Genomic DNA, 22,821 nt, shown 5'->3' on the forward strand with positions numbered 1-22,821 from the left:
AGGCAAGCGGGCTCGATACGATGACGCGTCAATCTATTGCCGTAGAGCTTGAAAGCGCGGCCGATCGCATTGGGGACATGTCACGTGCGGATCTGCAGATTATATTGCGTCGAGCTGCATTGATGCTCAGAAACGTGACAGGCGTGCCGCTGGAGCCGGCAACCGAGGATGCGCTCAACTCGATTGCCGCCGAGATGAAAATTGGCCGCGCGGACCTCATTCAGATCGTGCTTCGGGAGTGGCTGGAAACGAACGCCTATCTGCCGCTGCGGATGATCGATGAGGAAAGCGAGACGGACGGGAGCGCCTGAGAGGCTCCCGCGATTACACCATAGGTCCCGGAGACCCGCCTGTTATGTTGTTGGGCGGCGGAAGCCCAGCCGCCAGGCCGGCGCCTTACCTTAACAAGGCCCCCCGCCCAACAGGCGCCGGCCATCTTCAGCAAAGGACACCTTGGAACCTCGTTGGCCGGACGACGTTGCGCCTTTTTCGAAACGAAGGAGGCCGTCATGGACTGGAACCGCGTCGAAGGAAACTGGAAACAGGTCAAGGGTAAGGTCAAGGAACAGTGGGGAAAACTCACTGATGATGATCTTGATCGCATCGCGGGAAATCGCGATCAGCTCGAGGGTAAGATTCAAGAACGCTACGGCATCGAAAAGGATCGGGTTCGTCGCGATATCGATGACTGGTATGGGAGGCAAGGGTGGTAGGACGCAAAAAGCCCGCCGCTCCATTTGCGAAGCGGCGGCCCACCCCAACCCACATGCCCCGAGCAGCGGACTTGGCGTCGCCGCGCGGGTCCTCGTCCAAAAGGCTGTATTCCAACAACTCTAGCGAGTGCGCTACACTCACTGCTCGGCGCCGCTCCCCTCAAAGCGCCGCCGGGTAAAGGCTCGGCGCCCCTCTGGTTTGTTTCAGTGTCAAAAGAAGGGCGCCGGCCCGCAGTCAATTCGAAGGCGGACCCGGTGCCCGATTTCGACGTTCGGCCTAGATTCAGCCGCCCATCTTCTTTGCCATCGCGCAGAAATCCGCGTGCGACTTGTTGAGCGTGGTATCGCCGCAGTCTTTCAACACCGCCTTCTGTTCATCGGGTTTCATGGCCATCCATGCGGTCTTGAAATCCTTTTCCGTCCTCAAGGTTTTCATGCCGGCATCGGTGAAGAAGGGCGACATCTTTGCCGGATCGTCGAGTGCGGATGTGTTGCCAGCGGCAAGAGCCGAGCCAGTCATCACCGCAAGCGCCATCGCGCCCATTGTGAGCATCTTGATGTTCATTGTTTCCTCCGTCGTTAGGTCATCCAGAATGACCCTTGGGAAAACGTTGATCTGCTGAACTCGGTTCCCGGCGGCGACTTACGGATTCGTAAGAAGTGCCACCTTGTTCATAAGCCAGAATCTTTGATCGATTCCGTACAGATTTGGGCGCCCTTGGTCCGATCGAAGGTCGGTTTCCAGTCTCGGTTGCGCTCCCGCTGCTGGCCTTCGTAATCAGGAATGACGGTGAAGAAGGCGGGCCGTCGGTCGCGGCCGGCGGTCTTGCATGATGCGCAGCCGAAGAGCCCGACCAGATCCCAATGCATTGAGCCGTGATCCGGGCCGAACGTGTCTATCAACGCCCTGATGTCGAGCTTGGTGGATTTGCAGCACATCGGGTGCCCGCAATTGACATATACATGGTTTCGCGGGCGGCCAGGGTGCCGGCGAGGGTCTTTTTCACCCTCGGAACCGCTCTGTGTACCAGGTGATCTTGCCGTCGACTTTCATCGGCTTGTGGATCATCAGGCGCTTTGGCAGGTGCTCCGGATGCACCTCCATCAGGGTGATTTTCACCTGCGGTTTGCAGCGACTGCAGTCGAATTTCAGGGTCAGGGGATCGACGCCACCGCCGTACACCATCATCAAATCGGCAGATCTGCAGTAGCGGACATTGCCGCAGCTGCATTCCGCCTTCACGAGCATATTGTGCCGGGTCGCCTTGCCCAGCGTGTCGATCGGATCGTGCGCCATGCACTAGAATGAGGAAAATATTCCTGTTTCGTCAAGAGCTATTGACGCTGGTGTTCTCATTTTGTTCGCTGCGGGCAAAATGGAGACACTCCCATGAAACCTCTCATCGCCGACCCGACTAAGCACGCGGACATTATTGCTACCGTGACGCGTGAACGGCCCGCCATCCACAGGACCGTCAGCAAGATGGCCAAGCAAATGCGCGGCCTCTCCGATGTCGGCCAGAAACAAGCCATCGCCGAACTGACGGCTGTGTGGATCCTGGCCGTCTATCCGGAAGACCTCGATCTGGCGTTGTCACTTTCGGACGCGATGCGCCACCAGACCGACATTTACCTGAGAGAAAGCAAGAAGGCTGGCGTACGCCACTAGAGGCAAGACATGTGCAATCTCTACAACTCACCACGTCGCAAGAGGCCATTCGGCAGTTCACAGGTGCCCTGCGCGACATTCTGGGCAACCTGGAACCGTCGATAGACATCTACCCCAACCAATTCGGACCCGTAGTCCGCAACGCATCCGACGGCCAACGCGAGTTGGCGAACCTCCGTTGGGGAATGCCCACACCATTAGAACGAGTTCGAGGCAATTCGGACCCAGGCACCACAAACATACGAAACCCGCAATACGGCCATTGGCAGCAATATGTCGGCGTTGAGAATCGCTGCGTTGTGCCTGTCACCAGCTTTGCCGAGCCGTCCCCTACTCCCGGTGACAAAGACCCTGAGACTGGCATTCAACGCAACTATTGGTTTGCGCGGAACGAGGACCGTCCGCTGTTCTTTTTCGCTGGCCTGTGGACGCCGTGGCACGGGATCCGCAAGGTCAAGGATGGCCCAGGCGACTTCGAGCTTTATGGCTTCATGACGACGGCGCCCAACGCGTTGATCAAGCCGATCCATGAGAAAGCCATGCCGGTGATCCTAACCACGCAGGAAGAGATTGAGACCTGGCTGACCGCGGCGTGGCCGGAAGCGAAGAAACTGCAGCGCACCGCGCCCCACGATGCCCTTGTGATCGTCGAGAAGCCGGCAACCCAGATCAAAATGCCGCAACAGGCACCGACGCAGGGCATCATCACGCTGGACAGCCGCCAGGAGGCGGCATTGCAGGCAGTCGCTGACAAGTTCGTCGCTTTGCACAAGGGCGATACGATGAAGGCCCTGAAGGAAATGATCGTGCTGAATGGCCGTCTTCAGGATCAGCTCGACGCGCTGAACGCGCCGCCTCTCGGCAAGCGATACGGATGAGCGACGAGCCGGCCAGACTTGCGGAAGGCATGACGGCCGTCCCGCGCGAGCGTGCGCGCATCGAAAACCATGTTTGCGAGTTCACCGGATGCGCCATGCGTGCTCCGTTTGGCTTTGCCAAGCCAAGGCAAGAACCGCACTGGTTCTGTTTCGGGCACCGAGAGCACGGCGACCGCTATTTGCAGGGGGCAAGATGATCAGTCCGCCGAAAAGACAGGAAGAATATCAGGACCGCGACATTGATTGCCAGGAGGCCATGGAGCCCGGCTTTCAGGCGATCGTCGATTGCATGCTTGAGGTCGGCTGGACGCGCGGCGAAATCCTGAGATCGTTGAAGCGGCTCATTGCCGCCGACAATATGACCCTGAAAGAGAATGCCAGGACGGAAGCGCAGCTCGCGATCGCGATCGCCATAATACGCGCGGGCAAGCCGCTCTAGCAGGCTGTGGAAAAGGATCGGAGATACCCGTTTTGACTCTGGTTTGTGCTCGGTATGATTCTGATACGTTCCGTGAACAAAACAGTTTTTCAACAGCCTGCTAGGCTTTGCTAACGCCTGCCTCGTCGACCTCCGCTTCCATTTGATCGCTGATCGGCTTCGCCTTACCGGCCCCGGCCCCGGCCCCGGCCCCGGCCATTGGCTCGCCATCAAAGCCCTGCAGCCACGCGTCGGCAAATTCCTCCCAAACGGCTGGGACATCGCGTTCGTTGCCATCCTTGCGGGCCTGTGCGCCATACATCCATGCGTAGGTGATGCGCTCCTGGTCTTTCTTAGCCAGGGCCATTGTCGTCTTCCTCCCGGAAATCCTGCAGCGAAGCGTGCATCTTCCTCCCCGCGCAAGTGCTTCACGCGCCCGATGATGCCCGGCTTAACCCATTGCGTCGCCGGCCGCTTCATGCCGTTCGGCGGCGGCCCGGCGTATTCCTGGACGCGTTTCCACAGCCGGTCTCGGATGGCGCTGCGCGCGTTGATGAAGGCCGAGCCGACGTATTTCCCTGTCGCACGATCCGCCATCAGAGCGAACGCTGGCTTGCCCGCTTCGCGCTCAACTCCGAGCAACTCGTATTCGTCGATCGAATAGCATTTTGCCTTCAGCCAGTTGGTCGACGGACCGCTGCGGTATTTGCTGTCGCGCCGCTTCGACACCATTCCTTCAAGCCCGGCCTTGTCCAGCAGATGGAAGATGGCCGTGGCTTCGCCCGGCAGCGCTTCACTGAACTGGATACGCCCGCCGGGCTCAATCATGCCAGCGAGGATCTCGCGACGCTCCTCGACGCCGAGGTCGCGCAGATCGTGGCCGTTGAGGTGCAGCAGATCGAAGGCGACGAAGTAGAGGTCATGCTGGCGTCGAGTGATTGCTCGCCCAAGCGCAGCGAAATCCGGTAGGCCGGCAACGTTGGTGACGATCGTTTCACCATCGACGATCGCCGTCTCGACATCGAGCGCCTTCGCGGCTTCGACCAGGTCGCGATATTTTTCAGACCAGTCGAGGCCCCGCCTGGTGTAGGTGCGAACATCCGGGCCGTTGATGACGATCTGCGAGCGGTAGCCGTCGAGCTTGACCTCGTGAATCCAGCCATCCCCCTCGGGAGGCTTCGAAACCAGGGTCGGCAACATCGGTGGAATGAACGCCAGCCGGCCAGTGCCGGCACTCACTTGTTTAGGCACGGCATCGAGTCTAGGCCTGCGCGATCTGGCGGCTAGGGGAACGGAACATGATCATCTTATTAAATTAGCAAGCAATGATATATGGAAGGGCCTATATTCACCTCAGCCGGCAAAACTACCCCCCCGTAAGCCGGTTAGGCTCGGCGCCAGTCCCCCCTCGATGCGACGCCGGGCCGCTGTTCTGAAACCGAACGGCGGCGAAGCGTCCTCCGGATAGAATGGCGGTCCGGCTATGACTGCTCTCGACCGAGACCCCATGCAATCGAGAACAGACGCAATGGACGGCTCGATTGAGCCCGAAGCGCTCATACTTGACCGCATCTTGCCGATCGGCTTCCGATACAGTACGGACTTCCAAGGGGTGTGAAATGGAAGTTGATGTCTGGGATCGGGCCTTCTATGACGATGGAGAGTGGGTTTCCTGGTCCGACGTGGAAGAACAGCTCCGATACCAGGAATGGCGAGCAAAGTATCCTGATGCGATAAGATCTTTGATTCCGTATTTTCAGGATCTCTTGTCGCTGGCAGAAAGCTACCACGTTGAGACAGGTCGTCATCTCAATGTGTACGGAGACATTGGGGAGCTCTTCGGCGCTGTCACCTACGGAATAAAGCTGAACAAGAACTATGCGCAGGGTGCTGATGGTAGGCTTGGCAACGATCATGTTGAGATCAAGACCATCACCCCGTTCAAGTCCAAGGACGAGGTTGTCGTGAAGGTATCAGGTAACTTCAGCAAGCTGCTCGTCGTGAAGATCAACGCGGATTTTGAAGTATCATCCCGGATGGTCGATCGCTCGAAGCTTCCCAAAACGGCGAAGCCTTTCCTCAGGATAAGGTGGGCGGATCTGCACGTGGCCAAATGACGGCTTGGTCCGCATTGCAGGCGTTCCACGTGCCAGCCGTGGGTGACTGGTCACCACCTTTCCGCGACATGACATTCCCTCCGCCGCTGGCATTGTGCTTATCTTCTGAGCGAGTTCGATCATGAATTCGCATAAAGACCCGCAATTCGCGGCTCTTTATGCTGGGGCTTCTATGGCCTCCAGGCCGAGTTCGACGGGGTCGGGGACCGTCGTTGCGAAAATGTCGAGATAGTTTCGCCGTTTCGTGGGCGATGCCTGGACGAGCTTTTCGACTTTCTGAGAAACTGTTTCCTTGAGGCGTTCAGCGCTAGGTTTCAGGCTTTCTTCGGCAACCTTAATCCTGGCGTCGATCGCCGCTACCTCCGGTTTCTCCTCCGCTTCGTTTCCAGATCCGCCACTCGATGCCTTAGCGTGTTTCGGTTTCGGCAGGCTAACTTTGCGATTCACGGTGCGAGCTGCGGACTCCTTTGTTGCAGGCGCCGGTTTCACGGCCGCAGCGATAGTTGGCATCGCCTCAGCGTCATTAGCTGGTGATGACATTCTCTTTTCGAAATCAGCCATCCCGGTAGTCGGGGCACCCACATCTTCGGCGGGCTGGTCTGCCCAGTTGTAATTGTCGGTCAAAGCCGGAACCGGCTGTACCGGAAGATATTCGATCGGCGGCACGTCCGGAGTGTGCGCCTGAGAAAAGGCTTCGGCGGATTTGAATGGCTGTGTCTCGAAAAATCGCAGCTTGTCGCCGAAGATCGGGCGCTGGCCTTCAACAAGCAGTATCATCTTTCTCTCCGGCATCTGCCGGATTTCCTGCGGCATCATCAGGTCACGTTCGCGAATCTGCTCGACCTTCGTGCGCCTCGGCAGACCAAGCAGTTCGATCGTGCGCGATTCCGACTGGTAGCGGATGGTCCGCTTGCCGAGCGCACGGGATGCATAGTCGGCCGTCGCCTGATCATTCGCGCCTAGAATGAGCTGATAACCACAATTGCCGAGCAGCGAATGCCGGGAGGTTTCGCCGTAAATCTCGTCGAGATTCTTCAAGTCCTGGATGATGATGGCGAGCTTGATGTTATACCCTGCCACATAGGGCAGCTTGGTCATGATCTCGTCCATCTTCTTCAACTGCCGAAATTCGTCGAGCAGGAAGTAGACCGGCAGCGAGTTCGGATCGTGCTCGAGAGTAAGAATGTCCATTGTCTGTTGCACGAACAGCGTCAGGAGCGGCTTGAGCAGCGTGATATCCGTGATGTTGGGCGCGAGGTAGACGGAGATCGGCCGCCGCTTCATCGCGCGGAGATCCATATCGGTGACGTTCGTCGCAGCGACGATACGTTCGTTCTTGAACGGGCGCATCGCCTTCTGGATGTCGAGCAAGGCCGAAGCGGCGGCGCGCTCAGAAAGGGCCAGATAAGCGTTGAAGCTTTCCAACGTGAATTTGGACAGGTACGGCTCTTTGGCCTTGATGAATTTCATCAAGGCCTGAAGGTCGACGCCGCTGTTGAAGAACGAATTGACCTCCCCGAGATTGCGCCGGCCATTATAAAATGTGCTTTCCAGCACATAGCTGATAGCGCCTGCCATGACCTGTTGAGCGGTCGCCTGCCATACCGAGTTTTCGGATTCAGTGTTTTCGGGAACGAGAATACTCGCAGTGTTCTGGATATCGGTCGTGCGATTTCCGCGTTCCTGGCGAATGAAGTCGAGAGGGTTGTAGCGGTTCGTCCGCTCCGCGCCTGGCGCGAAAAGGAAGACCTGGCTGCCGCTGCGTCGGCGATATCCGGCCGTCGCCTTGAAAATCTCTCCCTTGAGGTCGGTAACAATCATCGACCCTTCATGCATCAGAGCATTGGGGATGACATAGCCGGCGCCTTTGCCCGATCTTGTCGGCCCGATGATCAGATGGTGACGATCATCCTTGGTGCGCAGGATTTTGCGGCCGACGCGACCGAAGACATGGCCGGCTTTGCGAAACCACTTGCCGCGGCGGAGAGAAGCGATGTCCTGAAAGGCCGCGTCACCGAGTGGGCTGCCTTGCGGCCGAACGCCGAGCAATGCAGCCAGGCCGCCGGCAAGTAGGGCAGGGACGAGCGCCCCGATCGCGACCATCTGCAATGTGGTGTTGCTCTTGTAGAGCAAGAATTGTTGCAAAGGGGCGAATGGATTGGTGGTGATCGTCGCTTCGAGAATGCGGCCGTCACGGAAAAAAATCTGGAGGCCAAGGCCATAGCCGAGAATCCAGACTGCAAAGACGATTCCGGTGCAGAAGAGCAGGTAAAAGGCCTTATAGCCCTGGCTCATGATTCATCCCGGGCAAAGAAGATTTCCGACACGCCGCGCTTGCCGCCGTCGCGGCGGAGCTGGATGACGATCGGGATGACCATCTGAATGTAGGACATCAGATCGGCCTTGGAATAACCTGACGACATGCCAGCCTGCTGCATCATCATGGCAAGTTGCTCGTAGGCACCCATCGGCGTATCGGCATGGACCGTGGACATGCTGCCGGGGTGGCCGGTGTTGATCGCGCGCAGGAACGCGAAGGCTTCGGCGCCGCGGATTTCGCCGACAAACAGGCGGTCGGGGCGCATGCGAAGCGATGCTTCGAGCAGGCTTTGAATCGTCACGTCAGCCGTGCCCTGATCGCCCTTTGAGGCGAGGAGGTGCACCTTATTAGCCTGGGGCGGTAACAGTTCGCGTGTGTCTTCAAGCGTCAGAATGCGCTCATTGGCATCGATGCTTTTCAAGCACGCGTTGAGAAACGTCGTTTTGCCGGAGGAAGTGCCGCCGCTGATCAGGATCGATACCCGTTTCGTGATGGCCGTATGGATGAAGTCATAGATGCGGCCGCCGCGCAGATGGGCAATCAAGTCGCGATCGATGTCACTTAGGCCGCCGACGGCGACCGATACTCTGTCTAGCGAGCCGCTGTCGCGATACTCCTCAAGCGTGAAGTTGTTGACCACCTGCTTGCGGATCGAGATTGAGCCGCCTTCGGGAGCGGCCGGCGGCAAGACGACCTGAATGCGTTCGCCAGTCGGCAGCGCCGCGCTGAGAATGGGCTTGGAGTGGCTAATAAACTGACTTGTCGCGCCGGCGACGCGCTCACCGATGTTCTGAATTTCGGCGGCCGTCAGCTCATGAATCTCGTGGTGCTCCATATGGTCGGAGCCGAGACGTTCGACATAGACATGGCCGGGCTTGTTGATCGAAATTTCGACGACGCGCGGGTCTTTCAGGAATGGTTTCAGCGGAACCAGCGCGCGATCGAGAAAGTGATAAGGGTTGGGGGCTCTACCTACGGCGACGTTCACGTTGAATTTCCTTCATCGCTTCGGTGACGGGATCGTCGTACATGGCGCTGAAATCGAGATCCTGTCGGACATAAACAAAGATGCGCTCGCCTTGACCAACGCTGATGGTCGGGGGGATGCGGAGATTTTCGCTCAAAGCCTGGTTGGCCATGTCGCTGAAGGTTTGAGCGATCGTGTCGCGCGCCAGCTCCTCGCCGCGTTTGGCATCGTCGTTGTTTTTGCCGGACGCTCGGTCGCTTCCGAAGCCGGTCAGGTAGCTGGCGCCGGCGCCGACGATGGAAAGGACGATCGCCGACCCGAAACGTTCGCGCCATTTGTTGTCGACCTGACCGGTGAGACCGGAACGGCCGAGACTGTCGCTTCCGATCGAGTTCAGCCGGACACTCACGCCATCATCACGGATAAGCCGCGTCCAGATGACGAAGATACGTTTTTGTCCCCTGGTCACATCGGACTGATACTCACCGATCAGTCGCGTTCCCGTCGGGATGAGGATACGGCGGCCATCGAACGAATAAACATCCTGAGACGTGATCGCCCGAATCTGCCCCGGTAAGTCGCTGTTGATCGCCGTTTCGAGGATGCCGGGAATGAGAGTGCCTTCCGGGATCAAGGCATCAATGCGCTTGAGTTGGGTGGCTTTCGCACCACGGTCGGCCAGGCTCGATGCAGCAGCAAGGTACTTGCTGTTGCGGTCTTCGCCAGCGACCGTAGGGCCGCTGCCATTGGCGCCGCCGAGCCCGCCGGCGCCGTCCTCAGCCTTGGCCTGGTCAAGCGAGATCAGCCCTGATTTGTAGCGTTGCGGAAATTCTTCCGGTGGCGGTTTGTCCGCCGGGGGTGGCGCGACGGCCGGCTCAGCAACCGGGGGAGGCGGCGGTGGTACGTTGAATCCCGTCGTATCGACCTTTGGTTCAACCGGTTCGGGCGGTGGCGGAATATTGATGATCGCCGGGTCGGGTTGCGGCTTCGTCTTATCCTGCTCGCGCACGAACGACGGGGGACGGAACGTCGTGGTCCGAAACTCCTCGTCGCCTTGGGTGATGTCATGAGAGGTTTCCTTGGCGGGCGAGAGGACGAAATAGGCGGCGACGACGCCACCGATTAGCAGCGCAGCACCGCCGAGCAGCTGATTGCGTTTGGCATTCTTGTTGGCGATGGCCGTATCGTCGCCGGCAAGCATGGCCTCTAGTTCTGGAGATTGCTTCATCAGTTGCCGCTCCTCGAGCGCTTCTTAGCCTGGCGGTCGGGAGCCGGGCCGAGGATGTCGGGGTCTGGGGTCCCGAAGTCGGGCTTTCGAAGGTTGAAAATGCACGTCCACTGATCGCCGTCGCGCAGCGTGTATTGAGTGGCGACGCCATCGACGACGAGATAGTCGCCCTCTTTGCGGAAATTGCGCAGCGTCTCGGAAAAATGCGATTGAACGGCAAAGATCGCCGGCACGCGGCCGTTGAATTTGAAGAAGGTCTTCTTGCCGTCATCAAAGACCATCGACGGTTTCAGGGCCGCGTCGCCTGAGAACGAGTAGTCAATGTTGACGTTGGCCTTGTCGATGTTCGAGACGTTGGGGTTTGCCGCTCTATATTCCGCCTCCTTGCGCAAGGCGGCGTTCAGATCCTTCTCTGGATAGACGAAGCGCACGCCAAAGACCTTGTGGCCTGCCTCTGGCGCATAGTCGTGCAGCTCGATGAAATAAATTCGTTTCGTCGTCACCACGTTCATATTGGTGGTCACGTTCTTGGCGACTGGTTTGACGAACAGGATGTTGCCCTTCTCGGAAGGCGCTACCTGCCAGCTTTCCGTATCGCCGAGCGAGATCGTTTCAAATTTCTCGTCTTCGTCGAAAATGATCATAGTCGAAATGCCATAGGTGGCATTGACCGTGACCACGTTGTTCGGCTGATAGACGACACTGGTAACGCGCCCGTCGAGGTTGCCCGGACGAGGCGTTTGCGCACCATGGGCGTGAGTCAGGATGGCGACGGAAAACGCCGCCGAAAATAGCAGGCGCTTCATCATCCCTCGTCCCCCGACGTAACCGTTTCCTGGTCGCGGCGGTAGTTGTAGACTTGGAATCCGAGGGGGTTTTCAAACCGCCATTCATTCGTTTCCGGCGTCTCCGTATACCGGTAGCGCACAACCGAAATGTAGTGCCGGACGATCGACTCCGTGTCGGACTTTTCCGTTGTCGAGAACCTGACCAGCGCCGTGCTGGCATTCGAGAACGTCACGGACTTCACGTCGACCAGCACGCGCTTGTTTTTGCCGTAGACTTTGGTCGGATTGTTCGGGTTGGCTGCGCTGTACTGCTCTGCCAACTCGCGTGCCGCATCCCCGGTCGACAGCAGAGCGGCGATGCCGAAGGTTTCTTCGATGGCGAACGGATCATACCCCTCGCGGTGGCGGATATAGCGCACCACATTGGCTTGCGTGATGGCTTGCGTCTCTGTCAGGGTCAACGGCTTGGTCAGGCCTGTCTTGACCTCGATATAGCCGGTGTTCTTGTCGACTTCGACGATATACGGCTCGAAGCTTTTCAGCGGGACCAAGAGAACGAGTGCTGCGAGCGCCAGCAGCGTGATCGCGCCGAAAAGCAGCGCCACGAACCATGCAAGCGACCGGGAGCGCTTCGCCTTCTTGACGATCTCGTTTTCCCATCGATCGCCGTCCTGAAAATAGCTCCTCAGCGCACCTTCGTTGTCTGCCATATTGATCCAGCCCTTACTTTGCCTGCCAGCGAGCCGCCTCAGCGAGGCATGCTGTTGTTGGAGATTCTGTCCTGCATGGCAGTGCGCTCATTGGCCGTGCGAATGTTGGCAATCATGCCGGAATGGATACGATCGCGTGCGCGCATACCGGCATTGCCGACCACCCCTGCCGCGCCGCGCGTAACGTCGAGTGCCTTCGTTGGAGCCGTCATGCCGGAGTATTGCGCGACAGCTCTGGCGACGTTGCCGATGCCCGCTGAGACGCCGCCGACGATGCTTTGAGCCAACACCTGGATATGGAAAAGAACGAACGCGCCTGCGCAGCACAGCAGCAGGAAAGCCGACACGTCGCTGAGCTGCAGCCGGCGTTGGTTCGCTGCATTCGTAACCTTGGTTAGTTCGGGATCCATGGCGGCGATGAGGAAGGCGGCAACCACATAGATGAACAGCGGTATCAGCGCGTAGAGAAGGACCTGTTGGAACCACGACACGCCGAGGCGTCGCGTCTGCTCGAACAGCATGCAGGCTATGAAGATCGGGGCCGTTCCGATGAGCACCCACATCATCACCTTCGCCAGCAACAGGATCGCCAGCGCGACGGCGATAAAGACTGCCACGCAAAGCATGATGAGAAAGCCGATCATCGACGGCAGAATGGCGAAGTAGCCCGACTGTTCCGCAAACGCCGCCGCTGCTTCATTGGCGGTCTTCCAGATCATCGACAGGCCATTTGTCGGTTCGGTGATGCCGGTTCCCGTGGCAGTCAGGATCGCGCGCCCGACATCCTCGGGCGTGTTGTTCAGCCAACTGTAAAACAGCGTGTCGAAACTGCTCCATTCTCTGACGATCAGCAGAATGATCACCATCCGGGCGACGCGGCCGATGACTTCGGCAACGCTGACCCTGGACGTTCCCATGAAGAGCTGCAGGCCGTAATAAGCGACATAGGCCAGGAACAGGACATTGAGCAGCGGCGTGACTTCGCTGCCGACAATCCCATATGCCCTTTCCGAGAAGGTTCTGCCTGTGTCTTCAATTCGGTCGAGGAGGTTGCCTAAGAAATCTTCCATTGCCGCCGATCGCCCTTACTGAGTTGCCATCGCCTTTATCGCCGCCATGGCCGTGGCCGGGTCACCGTTGACGTACGACATCGGGCCGCATTCCTGGCGAGGATCGGCAGCGTAGGACGTCAGATTTGCGGGTCGCTTGCAGGGGGCCGTTTTCTCTTTGACCGTACCGCAGCCGGCAACGCCGGCCGCGATCACGACCACGAACAAAGCCCTGACTATGTGAGCAGGCTTAGTTGCCACCGTAGGTCAATGCCTTCTTCGAGTTGGAAATGTCGGTGAGCCGGCGCTGGTTATCGGCCTGCAGGGAGCCGACAGCACCGTTCATCACGCCGATCAGCTCGTTGATGGTGAGGCCGGCCTGGACCTGCAGTTGGGTGTTTTGATCGATCGACCCCTTGATGTCCTGAGCCTGGCCGATGCTCTGTCCCGCTTGCTCAAGGGCGCTCCGGCGCGTTGTCACGGCCTGCTGCGATCCGGTCACAAGGGCCGAGACGCCAAGGACCGTGTTCATCAGCTCTTCATAGGACTTGTCGCTGGAAAAGCCGCTGTTTGACTTGCCAGACAGGCTTTTCACAAGCTGCAGGCCATTGATGAAGGTGGTCGCGATCTTGCTGATGTCGCCACCCATTCCGCCGAAGTTTGGCACACCGCCTGACATGATGCTGTCGAAGGACGGCATGGAGGACACGCTGAAACCGTTGCCTACAGCCAGATTCTGCATCTGGTTGGCGTCACCGCCGCGATCGCCGGTGACGGCCTTCAACGTGTCTTCGACAGTCGACAGGATGTCCTTGTTCGTGTTCAGGATCTTGTCGGTGGTCATGGCCGTTTCCTTGGCCACCTTGAGATTGGCACCGTCGATGACCGGCACGCCTGATGCCCATGCCGCGGAAGCAAAGAGAACCGAGCACGCAGTGAGGATAGAGCGCTTCATAGAAGGTCTCCTTATTGAAGCTTGAGTTGCAGGTTGAGGGTGGATTCACGCTCGCGCTTCTGGACACAGGCCTTGTCCGCCGGGCTCCATTCGAGCCCTTCGCGCGGGTCGCACAGACCAGTGGATTCGCGCGGCATTTCGCCTTTGTTTTTGTATCCAGATGACTGAGATGAGCCCGACGTTTCAGTCAGCTGCATCGCGTTTCTTGAATTGAACAGGTCCGCCATTGTCGTCCCGAGCAGGATGGCCTGGTTCATCATTTCGAGATTGGCGTTTCGCGCACCGGAATTGTGGTCCCAACTGTCCTGAATAGTTCCAGTGGTCAGGCCGCCGAGTTGCTGCAGCCATGAGGCGACGTTGGCGCCGCTCTCCTGCGTGGCTTGCGACGTCGCCATGGCGTTGATAGTCGAATCCCGCATGCCAGTGTACGATGTGCTGCCGCCGCCATAATTGATCGGGATGTTCGCCCCATTCGCCCCACCGAGTGCTGGCAGCCACTGTTGCGTGATCTTTTTGACGTAACCCTGTGTTTCCTTGAACGGCGGGATGCCGCCGTATTTCTGGACGTTGCCGTGACCAGAATTGTAGGCGGCAAGTGCCAGATTCACGTTGCCGCCGAACCGCTTGAGCTGCTGTTTCAGATAGCGGGCGCCGCCACGCAAATTGGACTCGATATTGTAGCGATTGACGCCGAGATCGCTTGCGGTCCCCGGCATCAGCTGTGTGAGGCCGTATGCGCCGGCGCCGGATTGGGCGCATGGATTGAAACGGCTTTCCTGGTAGACGAGAGCCATAAACAGGTTCTCGTCGACGCCTTCTTCCCTCGCGACCCTTTTGACCAGGCCGACGATTTCGGGGTTGGCTTGCGCGGCCGCGATCGGATCGTCCTTGCGACCTTCCCTGAAGACGGAGCAGGTCACGCCTTTGTTGATCGAAAACCGGTCCTTGTCGATCTCTTCGATTTCGCCGGTCTTGTCCTTCCGATCTGTTTTTGTACCGAGGTTCGCTCCGTCGATGACGGGAACACCGGACGCCATCGCCGGAACGGGGGTGGCGAGTGTTGTCACCAGCAGGCCAAGGGCCAGACGATTTCTCATTGAGCCTTCTCCCATCCGCAAAATTCGGCCAGCCACTTTTCCGGCTCATCGCCGTATTGTTCCCGAAGTGCGGCGCACTCCTCGATCGTCTTCTTTCGGCCAGACAGGACCTTGACCATGTCGGGCATCGACGACAGATCGAGCCGGGCAATGACCGAGTCGTTCCCGTGCTTGACGAGAAAAGTGCGCTTCTCAGGCGGGGTGTTTTTGATGAAGTTGAATTCTTTGACCGTCAGGCCAAAGCGGGTGATGTAGCTTTCCTCGTCCGCGCGCGGATTAGGGAAGTGGATGTTCGTTGCCGATTGCTCGATCAGCGTGTGTGATGCGCGGGCCTTGGCGATGTCGGCCGCCGACTGCGTTCCGAAACCGACAATGCCGTTGAGCTTGCGGATGGTCTTCATCTTGTCGACGATGAACGCCGAAAAGGTCTCATCCTGGAGCAGCTGCCAGCCTTCATCCATGAAGAACATCACGGGATCGCCGTTCAGCAGCTCATCCAGCCGATGGTAGAGGTACATCAGCGCCGGTGTGCGCAACTCCTCATTTGCGAGGATGTTGGTCATGTCGAAGCCAAAGACACGATGTCCTGAGAACGACAAAACGTCGTGCTGAGCGTTGAACAGCCATGCCTTTTCGCCGTCGATCCAGGGTCGCAGCCGTGCATGAAGGTCGTTGGCGTCTGCGCGAGAGCGACCGACGAGTAGGGTCGACAGGTTCACCAAGTTACGCTCAGCCGCAGGCTCTTGCATGAGCCGAGCCAAGGCCTTTTCGAGCGTATCTTCGTCTTCCTGGCTAAAGTCGCGGCGATCGTTGGCGCGAAGCATTGCCTTTAGCAGCCGCAGGAGAAATTCCCGGTTCGGTCCGGTATTCTCGAGCTGCAGAGGGTTGAAGCCGGTGGGTGTTTCCGGGGACAGTACCTCGTAGGTGCCGCCAACCGCCCGAATGAAGATCTCCGCACCGCGGTCTTTGTCAAAGAAAACTGCCTTGGGTGCGGGATTGATACGCATCGCCTGGGCAAGCAAGAACGTCAGGCCGACGGTTTTGCCCGAGCCGGTTGGACCAGTGACGAGGAAGTGGCCAATGTCGCGTTGATGAAAGTTGAACCAGTACGGCGTTTGCGACGTCGTTTCGAGGATCGTGATCGGCAGGCCCCAATGCGCGCCGTCGGACTGCCCCGTCGCGAAATTGTGCATCGACGACAAACCGGCGAAATTGCCGCTCGACAGCAACGCCTTGCGGGCGATGTAACTGTGATTTCCCGGCAATTGCGCCCAAAAGGCTGCTTCGAGGTTCATATCCTCGCGCAGCCAGTTGATGTTCATGTCGGTGAGGCATGCCCCAAGCTCCGAGACCGCCTTGCTCACGCCCTCCAGATCGCGCGACAGGCACAACAGTGTCAGATGGTGGAAGCCGAAAACGGCTTCCTGGTTCATCAGACTGTTAACTGCGAAATCGATGTCGTGTTCGACCGAGCTACCCGCTTCATCCGAGGCCTGGATTTGACGCTGCAGGCGCGTAATTCGCTCTTGAGCAATGGGCTTGTCCGCGATCGTGAACGATTGCGTCAGAATGAACTCGTGATTGACTTGCAAAAGGCCGTCGAGCATTCCCGGCCCCGTGAAGGGGGGATATTCCTTTACCGACAGAAGCGCGCCGAAACGGCTGTCCTCGTCGACAGCAGCTTGTGCCTGCATGGTCCGCTTGCTGAAATGTAGGCGAGACGTGCCGACGTAGTTGCTGATGCCCATGCGCGGAAGCCGCATCTTACGTGGCACGCCGCAGGTCAGGATTGTGTTGAAGAACTCGCAGGGTTCGGAATATGGCTCGCCGTTGCGGCGAACGATGCCGAGCGCACGTGCGCCGTATTTCTCAAGCTCGCGCGTGATGTTGGTGACCAACTCCTCCAGTTCCGTCACGTTCTCGCGCGACTGCTGAGAGCGGCCGTCGCTGCTGGCGTTGTTGAGTATCCGCTTAAGGGTGTCACCGATGCCGAGCGCACCCCTCATGCCTGACCTGACGATGGTCAGGTAGATCTCGTTCGTGAACATGCGCTTGTGGCGCAACTGTTCCATGTAACGCATGTTGAGCAGGTCGCAGAACGGATCATCAAAAGCGCCTCCGATCTCGGTCTCAACCGCGCGGCGAATGACCGTCGACCACAGCGAAAACCGGCCGGAACCGAGGGCACGGATCATCGTGTTCTGGACGACGGAGCGCATGTTTAGCGTGGCCTGGTCCTCAGTCTGGAAGAACAGGCCGTCGAGCTTGATGACGCTGGTTAAGGCGCCATTTTCCAAGCCGATCACCGTGTCGGAGACATGGCGCAAATACGGGATATGGGTCGACATAGGCCGCTCGTTTTGAGCGGCCTTCCCAAACCCAAGCTCTTCTGTGACGACTTTCAGCATCGGCTATGGTCCGTATGAATTGGCGCCCCAAAAGCTTTTGTTGCGCGTGCGGGGCGTCTTGCGCGACGCAACCTGCATTACGTCGAGGATCTTGCTGTCCCAGGTGCACAGCGTGAAAAGGACGAGGTAGGCGACTGGTGCGGTCAGCAGTGCCCACAGGGAGTTGGAGCCCAACCACCCTATGATCGTGCAACCGACTACGATAACGACGGCCATGTACGGCACGCCCCAAAGCGTCGGTGAGCGGGTCAAGCCGATCACCAGCGGCGTCAGCGCAGGCTTTTCGTCCTCGAACTCAGCCATCGCTATTTGCCGACAGCCGCAATCATTTCATCGACGATGGTCGGTGCGCCGAAGACCAGGCCGATGCCGACAATGACCGCGCCTGCCGTGAACCACGACAGCCGACCGGCGAAGGCGAGGAAACCGAGGCCGATCACTGCGATGATCGCTAACAGCCGGCCGAAAGGACCGGTGATGAAATCCACGATCATTTGAACGGCCGTCTGCAGAGGCGCGAAGGCGCCGCCACCACCACCACTTTGCGCCAAGGCTAGATCGACGCCGGCCATGTGCACGGCCGCAGCCAATCCAAGAACGGCTGCCAGCCTCAATGTGCCGACCCTCGGTCCCTCAATTGCATTGCACTTCATGCGTTCTCTCCTTCAAAAGTGCATCACTCCACCGACAAACTTGCCGGTCTTCTTCACGGCGATGACACCGACGTCGCCGTTCTCACCACCGTCTGCGATTGTTGTGGTCCCGGATACATTGGGCTTTGCCCTCGCCGCCGGCATGGGCAAACCGAGCTGGTAATTGACCACTTTGGCGACGTAGCCGACGGTTTCCCGGAACGGCGGGATGCCGCCGTACGCGTAGATGCGTTGCTCGCCGCTGTTGTAGGCAGCGGCGACAAGCAGAGGATTTTGGAACTCGTCGAGCAGGACCCGCAGGTACTTCATGCCGCCTTCTATGTTCTGCTGCGGATCGCAGATGTCCTCGACCTGGAACCGTTCGGCGATCGCAGGCATGAGCTGCATGGGGCCGCGCGCGCCTTTGTCCGAATTGCGAGTTTGGTCGAAGCCGCTTTCCGCCCAGGCAATCGCGGTAGCGAAAACCTCGTCGACCTTGTGACGCCGCGCCGCATCGACGACTAATTTCTTGATTTCCGAAGGGTTTAGCGGTGACGGACCGCATGCCTGCACGCTTGCCGTGCTGTCTTGAGTCGCATTCGCCACACCATTGTGGGTAATCTGTCCTGTCGGCAGCTTACCCACAATGGCATTTTCGGCAGTGTCGTCCTCCGTCGTGTAAGCCCGCTTCAGTGTACTAATATGGGTATATGCCTGTTGGTCCTTTTTGGCTGACTTCTCTGGTGCGACAACGCCGTCCTCGCTGAGGACGTAATGACCGCCGCTCGGGCTCCATCTAGAATCGAAAATTCTACTGATCGCAGCGTCATTGACGCTTTCGGTTTGCGCGAAAATATTCACAAAAGTGGCGGATTTCTGCGCTTCCTGGGCCATTGCGGCGCCAGTGGCGAGCACATTCAGCAGGGTCGAGCAAATCATAGCCCCGCTGCGCGCAATGATGCTCCTTCCCGCCCTTTTTGTCATCGCGACACGCCCCATTTGCGGTGTTGAGATTGTGGTGAAAACCGATTAGGTTCGCCGCAGTATGAACCTATTTGGTGTAGCGATACAAGTTTTTGCGCCACACTTAAACCCCCAAAAGTGGGATTCGGCATGAACCAATATGGTAAAGGGCTGGAAATGAAACGGACCATCCTTGCTGCATTCGCAGGTTGCGTTATCGCAACGCCGGCCTGGTCGGTGGACAACGTCAACAAGGACTACATCAAGTCGCTGGCGGCACCGGGCAAGACGGTGCTGGTCGTCGAATACTATGACGGCAGCGGCAAAGCCGTGGACCGCAAGGGCTACGCGTCAGCATCCGGATATGTGGCGGTATCGCCCACGGATTTCCGGGTCGATGGCAAGACCAATCTTCACCTTTACGGCCTCCAGCCGTGCCAAGGTGACGTGGTCAACCGGAAGGAAGGCTTTGCCGGCACTTGCGCCGACTTCGCGCAACAGCAGCTGCAAATCATGCTGAAAAGCCCGAAGGTTATCTTCTGCCGGGCCTTCGTCAGCGAGCAGTCGTCACCGACGCAGAATGCCACCTGCTATGGCTACTACAATTATCCCGGCAGCCTCGATTCCGTTGATATGTTCGAGGAGCAGCTTTTGTCCCTTGGCGCGTTGCGCCTGACAAAAAAGCCCGATGGCTCCTATGACCGGCCCGACCTCGCGCAGGCCGAAGATGTCGGCAAAGAAGGGTCCTACGGCATGTGGGCCGATCCGCGAGTGAAGGCCCAATGAGGTGTTCACTCGCCCTTACGCTCACCGTGGCCAGTGTTGCAACGGCGCTTAGTGCGCCTGACGGCTATTTTGACCTGGAGCCGGGCATAACACTGGAAACCGGCGACACCTGGGTTGCAGAGGGCCAACGCTATCGCCTGTTTGGGGTTCAATCCTGCCTTCGCGGCACCAACTACACCGACTTGAAGGGGCAAAAGCGCGATTGTGGCGATGCGTCCCTGGCAATGTTTGCTGCCTATATCAAGGACACCAAGCCGGTTTGCGCGCCGGTCGCCAAGACCGCGGACCTAACCTACGTCATCTGCTATGCCACCGTTGGCAAGGATCGCCTCGACCTCGCCACCATGATGATTTCGAGCGGCTACGCCTTCGCTTCGCTCGATGATCAGGGCATGCCACTTCATCCGCCGTACTCCGTGGCCGAGCTGGACGCCCGCGAACGCAAGGCCGGTCTCTGGCAGTTCCCCGATGTTGTACACCCGGCAGTCCTGTTGGCCAAGACAGCCAACGAGCGCGCCAAGAAGGAGGCGAAGCAATGAAAGCCCAACTCCTCTTGTCGGCAGCAATGCTTGCCCTCACCGCTGAGGCCGTCGAAGCGGCGGATGTCATCGGGAATGAGCCTGTCCGCAAGGTCTACCGGCCAGCCGTAGAACCATCCGCCGCCCAGGTGACCCGGGTGCATCCTGTTCTAAGGGGGCGGGTCGCGGTCATGGACGGACGGACGCTCTGGTACGCTCAGTACGCACAGAGCGTCCAATTGGCCGACATCGACGCTTGCGAGCTGCCGCAATGGGCACTCGATCCCAAGTGGGAAGACCGTGAGAGAGTGAAGGCTCCTCCACCCGTCCCGTGCGGACCATTTGCCAAGGCATGGCTTAAACGGACGGTCGGCAACAAGTCGGTGACCTGCAACGTCGTCTCCTACAGAGTCGACGGTACGGCGATCGCGCGTTGCACCACCTGCGCTCGAGATCTTGCCCTGGAAATGCTTCGTGCCGGTTGGGCGCGAGTTGCCTCTCCCTATCTCGTCAATGGCCAATATGCCGCCTATCAGCGTTACGCCATGGCCGCGCGCTACGGCATGTGGGCAACCTACGTGCTCGACATGAATGAATGGCGCCGCAAGGCGGTCGACAAGACGCCAGATCGCCGGCCGATCGCTGATTTCAATCTGCTGGCCGAACGCGAGAGTGAAATATCCCCGCCTTTTGCCGATGCCCGCAAGCGACCGTTGAGGGCAGACCGATAGCTGCCGGACTTCGTCTGCACGGCAGACGCTTCGAAGCGAACCGCTCCACCCAACGACACACCGTCTGTCGCCTGGGCGACGCCCGCAATAATCAGAGGACCGCCTGACATGAGACACCTGATTTATGCCGCCGGCATCGCCGGCGCCGCGCTCCTTCCAGCCACAGCGGCCAAGGCACAAGACGCATCCTGGGGCTGCCAAGTCCTGCTTTGCGCAGCCTCGCAAAACCCGTCCTGGCAGGGCGTGGAATACTGCGTCCCGCCGATGGTCAAACTTATTGCTGCCATGTCGAAGCCTGGCTTCTCGTGGCCCGTCTGCAACGAAGCAAAGGCTGGTGCACCGGGTCGTGAGAACTATGCCGATTGCCCCGACGGCACCAAGATCGGCTACAGCCAATATGGCCGGGACGGAAATCGCGGCGCACCGGATCGTTGCGTCAAGACCGTCAACGCCTGTCAAACGCACCCCGGTCTAAACGGTCCCGCCCATCAAGCCGGCGTGATCTTGAACCACCGTGCCCCTGACGGAGAAAACTCTTGCATCAAGCAGATTTCCTCGCAGCGGCCGAGGCGCGCTGACCCCTGGTACTTCGACATTCCGAATGATCAGGGCGTCAAGCAACGCCACTGGTTCAATCTGAATCTCTAGTGGGTCAGAGCGATGAACAATGTCGCCCTCCTCGCCATAACAGCCGGCGTCGGCCTTGCGGTCGGCGCCGGCGGAACCTGGCTGGCAATTCCACACCCGACTGTCGAGGCAAGGGCCATCACCAAGGCGGAGCTCACGGCGGCGATAACCGCGGATCCCTCACTGTGTCCTCTGCCAGTCGTGGAGAAACCGTCAGAGGGTGAGGCCCTGGCTGCCTATCAGAACGCGCGATCCAGCTCACCGTTGGTCTGGGATCGCAACGACCTGCCGAAGATCTCGCTTGCCCTTGGCCAGTGCGACAAAAACAACAACGGCCCCGGCGTTTCGTGCATGACCACGGTCAAGATGTCGCCCAAGGCACAGCCTCTCAACCGTGTTGTGGGCTTCGCAAAGGCAGCCAACGGCGGATGGGTTGCCACAATCTTCTAGGCCGATACGGGAAAGGTGTTCGTTATGGAAGATCAGTTTCTCGACTACGTGACGGTCCTTGCAACAGCGGTGGTTTGCTTCGTCATCTCACTCTGCTTCGGCTGGAACTTGCTGGCTGCGTTGCTTTTTGGAATCGTCACCGGCGCGGTACAGGCCGGACTCATCCGCCTGGTGCATGGAAGGCCTGACTTGCTGTGACAGGCCATCAAGGAAACGTCTGCGCTACAAAAGAGCCCGCCTGGGCGGTGGGCCTTTTCCCTTGATGTTGTGCCATCAATCAGTACATGAATTTTTAGGCCAGAACTGTCCCGAATGTCCGGAGTCGACCCGTTGCTGTCGTCGAAGATACGTCCCTCTAAAGACTGCTTCGGCCTACCAGAGCTTTAAGCACCTGTGGCATGCAAAAGTTTTCAACGGGCTTTTGCACCCCCATGACGGCTGATCACCTCACCCAAACGGCGCCGCCATCTCCATAACCGTCGCCATTTCCCTTTCCTCGAGACGCTCCCGCCTCGCGATCAAATATGCCGCGATGTATACCAGCTTCCCGATGGATTCCCGGCGATCGGTGGGCTGATACCCAATCACGTCGCGCCGCGCCGCGGCCTCGTCCAAGGCGATCACGTCGCCAGCCCCGGGCCCCTTCTCAGCCTCTCGGAACGCTTTGGCCTCTCTTTGAGCCGCGACATGTCGTTCGGTTATGTCGGCCAGCCGCGCATAGCGTTCATCGACATCCCACAAACCCGCCTGTCCCTTCATTCGATCCTCTCCCGTGCCGGCCAAAATCGAGTTGATAA

General features: G+C 58.8%; 30 protein-coding genes and 2 pseudogenes. 13 read left to right on the forward strand and 19 right to left on the reverse strand.

Going from position 1 to position 22,821, the window contains the following annotated elements; translation table 11 throughout:
- Positions 1-20 precede the first annotated feature (20 nt).
- The gene (locus NKJ90_RS19325) at positions 21-311 is read left to right on the forward strand and encodes a hypothetical protein (protein ID WP_352486523.1); all 291 of its coding nucleotides are present in this window, start codon (positions 21-23) and stop codon (positions 309-311) included.
- Between the two features lie 198 nt (positions 312-509).
- Entirely contained in the window at positions 510-713 is a 204-nt protein-coding gene (locus NKJ90_RS19330) for a CsbD family protein (RefSeq protein ID WP_352486525.1), read from the forward strand.
- A gap of 283 nt (positions 714-996) precedes the next feature.
- On the opposite strand, the gene NKJ90_RS19335 is transcribed toward NKJ90_RS19330, so the two are convergent.
- The 3 genes from NKJ90_RS19335 to NKJ90_RS19345 form a co-directional block, all read right to left on the reverse strand.
- A complete protein-coding gene (locus tag NKJ90_RS19335) occupies positions 997-1,278 on the reverse strand; it encodes a hypothetical protein (protein WP_352486527.1) in 282 nt (93 codons plus the stop codon).
- A gap of 107 nt (positions 1,279-1,385) precedes the next feature.
- Positions 1,386-1,652: a hypothetical protein gene (locus NKJ90_RS19340; protein ID WP_352486529.1), complete on the reverse strand. Its 267-nt coding sequence runs from the start codon at positions 1,650-1,652 to the stop codon at positions 1,386-1,388.
- Between the two features lie 64 nt (positions 1,653-1,716).
- Positions 1,717-2,010, reverse strand: coding sequence for a hypothetical protein (locus NKJ90_RS19345; protein WP_352486530.1), 294 nt, complete (start codon positions 2,008-2,010; stop codon positions 1,717-1,719).
- A 93-nt stretch (positions 2,011-2,103) separates the two neighbouring features.
- Here NKJ90_RS19345 and NKJ90_RS19350 point away from each other — a divergent pair, with 93 nt between their 5' ends.
- The 4 genes and pseudogenes from NKJ90_RS19350 (at position 2,104) to NKJ90_RS19365 (ending at position 3,699) form a co-directional block, all read left to right on the forward strand.
- Positions 2,104-2,382 carry a hypothetical protein gene (locus NKJ90_RS19350; RefSeq protein WP_352486532.1) on the forward strand — a complete coding sequence of 93 codons (279 nt, stop codon included), beginning with the start codon at positions 2,104-2,106 and terminating at the stop codon, positions 2,380-2,382.
- Between the two features lie 9 nt (positions 2,383-2,391).
- Positions 2,392-3,074 (forward strand): annotated as a pseudogene (locus NKJ90_RS19355) (SOS response-associated peptidase); the annotation flags it as partial.
- Between the two features lie 182 nt (positions 3,075-3,256).
- Positions 3,257-3,457, forward strand: coding sequence for a hypothetical protein (locus NKJ90_RS19360; RefSeq protein ID WP_352486534.1), 201 nt, complete (start codon positions 3,257-3,259; stop codon positions 3,455-3,457).
- Entirely contained in the window at positions 3,454-3,699 is a 246-nt protein-coding gene (locus NKJ90_RS19365) for a hypothetical protein (protein WP_352486536.1), read from the forward strand. The genes NKJ90_RS19360 and NKJ90_RS19365 overlap by 4 nt, the downstream gene beginning before the upstream one ends.
- Before the next feature lie 100 nt (positions 3,700-3,799).
- On the opposite strand, the gene NKJ90_RS19370 is transcribed toward NKJ90_RS19365, so the two are convergent.
- Entirely contained in the window at positions 3,800-4,045 is a 246-nt protein-coding gene (locus NKJ90_RS19370; RefSeq protein WP_352486538.1) for a hypothetical protein, read from the reverse strand.
- A gap of 359 nt (positions 4,046-4,404) precedes the next feature.
- A pseudogene (locus NKJ90_RS33545) lies at positions 4,405-4,878 on the reverse strand (ATP-dependent DNA ligase); the annotation flags it as partial.
- 419 nt (positions 4,879-5,297) lie between these two features.
- On the opposite strand from NKJ90_RS33545, the gene NKJ90_RS19380 reads away from it, so the two are divergent.
- On the forward strand, positions 5,298-5,795 hold the full coding sequence (locus tag NKJ90_RS19380) for a hypothetical protein (protein WP_352486540.1): 498 nt from the start codon (positions 5,298-5,300) through the stop codon (positions 5,793-5,795).
- A gap of 156 nt (positions 5,796-5,951) precedes the next feature.
- Here NKJ90_RS19380 and NKJ90_RS19385 read toward each other — a convergent pair whose 3' ends face one another.
- The 13 genes from NKJ90_RS19385 to NKJ90_RS19445 are packed head-to-tail and all read right to left on the reverse strand — an operon-like array spanning position 5,952 to position 18,933.
- Positions 5,952-8,090: a type IV secretory system conjugative DNA transfer family protein gene (locus NKJ90_RS19385; RefSeq protein WP_352486542.1), complete on the reverse strand. Its 2,139-nt coding sequence runs from the start codon at positions 8,088-8,090 to the stop codon at positions 5,952-5,954.
- Positions 8,087-9,103: a P-type DNA transfer ATPase VirB11 gene (gene virB11, locus NKJ90_RS19390; protein WP_352486544.1), complete on the reverse strand. Its 1,017-nt coding sequence runs from the start codon at positions 9,101-9,103 to the stop codon at positions 8,087-8,089. Before virB11 ends, NKJ90_RS19385 begins: the two co-directional genes overlap by 4 nt.
- Positions 9,084-10,310 (reverse strand): type IV secretion system protein VirB10, encoded by a 1,227-nt coding sequence (virB10, locus tag NKJ90_RS19395; RefSeq protein WP_352486546.1) that lies wholly within the window; start codon positions 10,308-10,310, stop codon positions 9,084-9,086. Before virB10 ends, virB11 begins: the two co-directional genes overlap by 20 nt.
- Positions 10,310-11,119, reverse strand: a complete 810-nt coding sequence (locus NKJ90_RS19400; protein ID WP_352486548.1) for a TrbG/VirB9 family P-type conjugative transfer protein — start codon at positions 11,117-11,119, stop codon at positions 10,310-10,312. Before NKJ90_RS19400 ends, virB10 begins: the two co-directional genes overlap by 1 nt.
- Positions 11,116-11,808 carry a VirB8 family type IV secretion system protein gene (locus NKJ90_RS19405; RefSeq protein WP_107652754.1) on the reverse strand — a complete coding sequence of 231 codons (693 nt, stop codon included), beginning with the start codon at positions 11,806-11,808 and terminating at the stop codon, positions 11,116-11,118. Before NKJ90_RS19405 ends, NKJ90_RS19400 begins: the two co-directional genes overlap by 4 nt.
- Positions 11,809-11,846: 38 nt before the next feature.
- Positions 11,847-12,878 (reverse strand): TrbL/VirB6 family protein, encoded by a 1,032-nt coding sequence (locus NKJ90_RS19410; protein ID WP_352486550.1) that lies wholly within the window; start codon positions 12,876-12,878, stop codon positions 11,847-11,849.
- Positions 12,879-12,893: 15 nt separating this feature from the next.
- Positions 12,894-13,118 (reverse strand): hypothetical protein, encoded by a 225-nt coding sequence (locus tag NKJ90_RS19415; protein ID WP_425374551.1) that lies wholly within the window; start codon positions 13,116-13,118, stop codon positions 12,894-12,896.
- Positions 13,108-13,812 (reverse strand): type IV secretion system protein, encoded by a 705-nt coding sequence (locus NKJ90_RS19420; protein WP_352486552.1) that lies wholly within the window; start codon positions 13,810-13,812, stop codon positions 13,108-13,110. The genes NKJ90_RS19415 and NKJ90_RS19420 overlap by 11 nt, the downstream gene beginning before the upstream one ends.
- An 11-nt stretch (positions 13,813-13,823) precedes the next feature.
- Positions 13,824-14,849 carry a lytic transglycosylase domain-containing protein gene (locus tag NKJ90_RS19425; RefSeq protein ID WP_352486613.1) on the reverse strand — a complete coding sequence of 342 codons (1,026 nt, stop codon included), beginning with the start codon at positions 14,847-14,849 and terminating at the stop codon, positions 13,824-13,826.
- A 56-nt stretch (positions 14,850-14,905) separates the two neighbouring features.
- The gene (locus tag NKJ90_RS19430) at positions 14,906-17,317 is read right to left on the reverse strand and encodes a VirB4 family type IV secretion/conjugal transfer ATPase (RefSeq protein ID WP_352486554.1); all 2,412 of its coding nucleotides are present in this window, start codon (positions 17,315-17,317) and stop codon (positions 14,906-14,908) included.
- A gap of 3 nt (positions 17,318-17,320) precedes the next feature.
- Positions 17,321-17,620 carry a VirB3 family type IV secretion system protein gene (locus NKJ90_RS19435; protein WP_182574566.1) on the reverse strand — a complete coding sequence of 100 codons (300 nt, stop codon included), beginning with the start codon at positions 17,618-17,620 and terminating at the stop codon, positions 17,321-17,323.
- Between the two features lie 2 nt (positions 17,621-17,622).
- Positions 17,623-17,970: a TrbC/VirB2 family protein gene (locus tag NKJ90_RS19440; protein WP_352486556.1), complete on the reverse strand. Its 348-nt coding sequence runs from the start codon at positions 17,968-17,970 to the stop codon at positions 17,623-17,625.
- A 12-nt stretch (positions 17,971-17,982) separates the two neighbouring features.
- Complete coding sequence (locus NKJ90_RS19445; protein ID WP_352486558.1) at positions 17,983-18,933, reverse strand: lytic transglycosylase domain-containing protein; 951 nt, start codon at positions 18,931-18,933, stop codon at positions 17,983-17,985.
- Positions 18,934-19,089: 156 nt separating this feature from the next.
- Between NKJ90_RS19445 and NKJ90_RS19450 the strand changes: the two genes are divergently transcribed.
- The 6 genes from NKJ90_RS19450 (at position 19,090) to NKJ90_RS19475 (ending at position 22,222) form a co-directional block, all read left to right on the forward strand.
- The gene (locus NKJ90_RS19450) at positions 19,090-19,698 is read left to right on the forward strand and encodes a hypothetical protein (RefSeq protein ID WP_352486615.1); all 609 of its coding nucleotides are present in this window, start codon (positions 19,090-19,092) and stop codon (positions 19,696-19,698) included.
- Positions 19,695-20,237, forward strand: a complete 543-nt coding sequence (locus NKJ90_RS19455) for a thermonuclease family protein (protein ID WP_182574569.1) — start codon at positions 19,695-19,697, stop codon at positions 20,235-20,237. Before NKJ90_RS19450 ends, NKJ90_RS19455 begins: the two co-directional genes overlap by 4 nt.
- Positions 20,234-20,947 carry a thermonuclease family protein gene (locus NKJ90_RS19460; protein WP_352486560.1) on the forward strand — a complete coding sequence of 238 codons (714 nt, stop codon included), beginning with the start codon at positions 20,234-20,236 and terminating at the stop codon, positions 20,945-20,947. The genes NKJ90_RS19455 and NKJ90_RS19460 overlap by 4 nt, the downstream gene beginning before the upstream one ends.
- 108 nt (positions 20,948-21,055) lie before the next feature.
- Positions 21,056-21,595, forward strand: coding sequence for a hypothetical protein (locus NKJ90_RS19465; protein WP_352486562.1), 540 nt, complete (start codon positions 21,056-21,058; stop codon positions 21,593-21,595).
- Positions 21,596-21,607: 12 nt separating this feature from the next.
- Complete coding sequence (locus NKJ90_RS19470; RefSeq protein ID WP_352486564.1) at positions 21,608-22,024, forward strand: hypothetical protein; 417 nt, start codon at positions 21,608-21,610, stop codon at positions 22,022-22,024.
- Between the two features lie 24 nt (positions 22,025-22,048).
- Positions 22,049-22,222, forward strand: coding sequence for a hypothetical protein (locus NKJ90_RS19475; RefSeq protein ID WP_292191162.1), 174 nt, complete (start codon positions 22,049-22,051; stop codon positions 22,220-22,222).
- Positions 22,223-22,471: 249 nt separating this feature from the next.
- Here the strand turns inward: NKJ90_RS19475 and NKJ90_RS19480 are convergent, their stop codons facing one another.
- Positions 22,472-22,783 (reverse strand): hypothetical protein, encoded by a 312-nt coding sequence (locus NKJ90_RS19480; RefSeq protein WP_352486566.1) that lies wholly within the window; start codon positions 22,781-22,783, stop codon positions 22,472-22,474.
- Positions 22,784-22,821 lie beyond the last annotated feature (38 nt).

It is taken from the genome of Mesorhizobium sp. M0051, from assembly GCF_040323235.1.
Classification (GTDB): Bacteria; Pseudomonadota; Alphaproteobacteria; order Rhizobiales; family Rhizobiaceae; genus Mesorhizobium.

Excerpts from the sequence above, each read along its gene's own strand:
- NKJ90_RS19325 (WP_352486523.1), top strand. The coding sequence starts at position 21 with ATGACGCGTCAATCTATTGCCGTAGAGCTTGAAAGCGCGGCCGATCGC.
- NKJ90_RS19330 (WP_352486525.1), top strand. The coding sequence starts at position 510 with ATGGACTGGAACCGCGTCGAAGGAAACTGGAAACAGGTCAAGGGTAAG.
- NKJ90_RS19335 (WP_352486527.1), bottom strand. The coding sequence starts at position 1,278 with ATGAACATCAAGATGCTCACAATGGGCGCGATGGCGCTTGCGGTGATG.
- NKJ90_RS19340 (WP_352486529.1), bottom strand. The coding sequence starts at position 1,652 with ATGTGCTGCAAATCCACCAAGCTCGACATCAGGGCGTTGATAGACACG.
- NKJ90_RS19345 (WP_352486530.1), bottom strand. The coding sequence starts at position 2,010 with ATGGCGCACGATCCGATCGACACGCTGGGCAAGGCGACCCGGCACAAT.
- NKJ90_RS19350 (WP_352486532.1), top strand. The coding sequence starts at position 2,104 with ATGAAACCTCTCATCGCCGACCCGACTAAGCACGCGGACATTATTGCT.
- NKJ90_RS19360 (WP_352486534.1), top strand. The coding sequence starts at position 3,257 with ATGAGCGACGAGCCGGCCAGACTTGCGGAAGGCATGACGGCCGTCCCG.
- NKJ90_RS19365 (WP_352486536.1), top strand. The coding sequence starts at position 3,454 with ATGATCAGTCCGCCGAAAAGACAGGAAGAATATCAGGACCGCGACATT.
- NKJ90_RS19370 (WP_352486538.1), bottom strand. The coding sequence starts at position 4,045 with ATGGCCCTGGCTAAGAAAGACCAGGAGCGCATCACCTACGCATGGATG.
- NKJ90_RS19380 (WP_352486540.1), top strand. The coding sequence starts at position 5,298 with ATGGAAGTTGATGTCTGGGATCGGGCCTTCTATGACGATGGAGAGTGG.
- NKJ90_RS19385 (WP_352486542.1), bottom strand. The coding sequence starts at position 8,090 with ATGAGCCAGGGCTATAAGGCCTTTTACCTGCTCTTCTGCACCGGAATC.
- virB10 (WP_352486546.1), bottom strand. The coding sequence starts at position 10,310 with ATGAAGCAATCTCCAGAACTAGAGGCCATGCTTGCCGGCGACGATACG.
- NKJ90_RS19400 (WP_352486548.1), bottom strand. The coding sequence starts at position 11,119 with ATGATGAAGCGCCTGCTATTTTCGGCGGCGTTTTCCGTCGCCATCCTG.
- NKJ90_RS19405 (WP_107652754.1), bottom strand. The coding sequence starts at position 11,808 with ATGGCAGACAACGAAGGTGCGCTGAGGAGCTATTTTCAGGACGGCGAT.
- NKJ90_RS19410 (WP_352486550.1), bottom strand. The coding sequence starts at position 12,878 with ATGGAAGATTTCTTAGGCAACCTCCTCGACCGAATTGAAGACACAGGC.
- NKJ90_RS19420 (WP_352486552.1), bottom strand. The coding sequence starts at position 13,812 with ATGAAGCGCTCTATCCTCACTGCGTGCTCGGTTCTCTTTGCTTCCGCG.
- NKJ90_RS19425 (WP_352486613.1), bottom strand. The coding sequence starts at position 14,849 with ATGGCGTCCGGTGTTCCCGTCATCGACGGAGCGAACCTCGGTACAAAA.
- NKJ90_RS19430 (WP_352486554.1), bottom strand. The coding sequence starts at position 17,317 with ATGCTGAAAGTCGTCACAGAAGAGCTTGGGTTTGGGAAGGCCGCTCAA.
- NKJ90_RS19435 (WP_182574566.1), bottom strand. The coding sequence starts at position 17,620 with ATGGCTGAGTTCGAGGACGAAAAGCCTGCGCTGACGCCGCTGGTGATC.
- NKJ90_RS19440 (WP_352486556.1), bottom strand. The coding sequence starts at position 17,970 with ATGAAGTGCAATGCAATTGAGGGACCGAGGGTCGGCACATTGAGGCTG.
- NKJ90_RS19445 (WP_352486558.1), bottom strand. The coding sequence starts at position 18,933 with ATGACAAAAAGGGCGGGAAGGAGCATCATTGCGCGCAGCGGGGCTATG.
- NKJ90_RS19450 (WP_352486615.1), top strand. The coding sequence starts at position 19,090 with ATGAAACGGACCATCCTTGCTGCATTCGCAGGTTGCGTTATCGCAACG.
- NKJ90_RS19455 (WP_182574569.1), top strand. The coding sequence starts at position 19,695 with ATGAGGTGTTCACTCGCCCTTACGCTCACCGTGGCCAGTGTTGCAACG.
- NKJ90_RS19460 (WP_352486560.1), top strand. The coding sequence starts at position 20,234 with ATGAAAGCCCAACTCCTCTTGTCGGCAGCAATGCTTGCCCTCACCGCT.
- NKJ90_RS19465 (WP_352486562.1), top strand. The coding sequence starts at position 21,056 with ATGAGACACCTGATTTATGCCGCCGGCATCGCCGGCGCCGCGCTCCTT.
- NKJ90_RS19470 (WP_352486564.1), top strand. The coding sequence starts at position 21,608 with ATGAACAATGTCGCCCTCCTCGCCATAACAGCCGGCGTCGGCCTTGCG.
- NKJ90_RS19475 (WP_292191162.1), top strand. The coding sequence starts at position 22,049 with ATGGAAGATCAGTTTCTCGACTACGTGACGGTCCTTGCAACAGCGGTG.
- NKJ90_RS19480 (WP_352486566.1), bottom strand. The coding sequence starts at position 22,783 with ATGAAGGGACAGGCGGGTTTGTGGGATGTCGATGAACGCTATGCGCGG.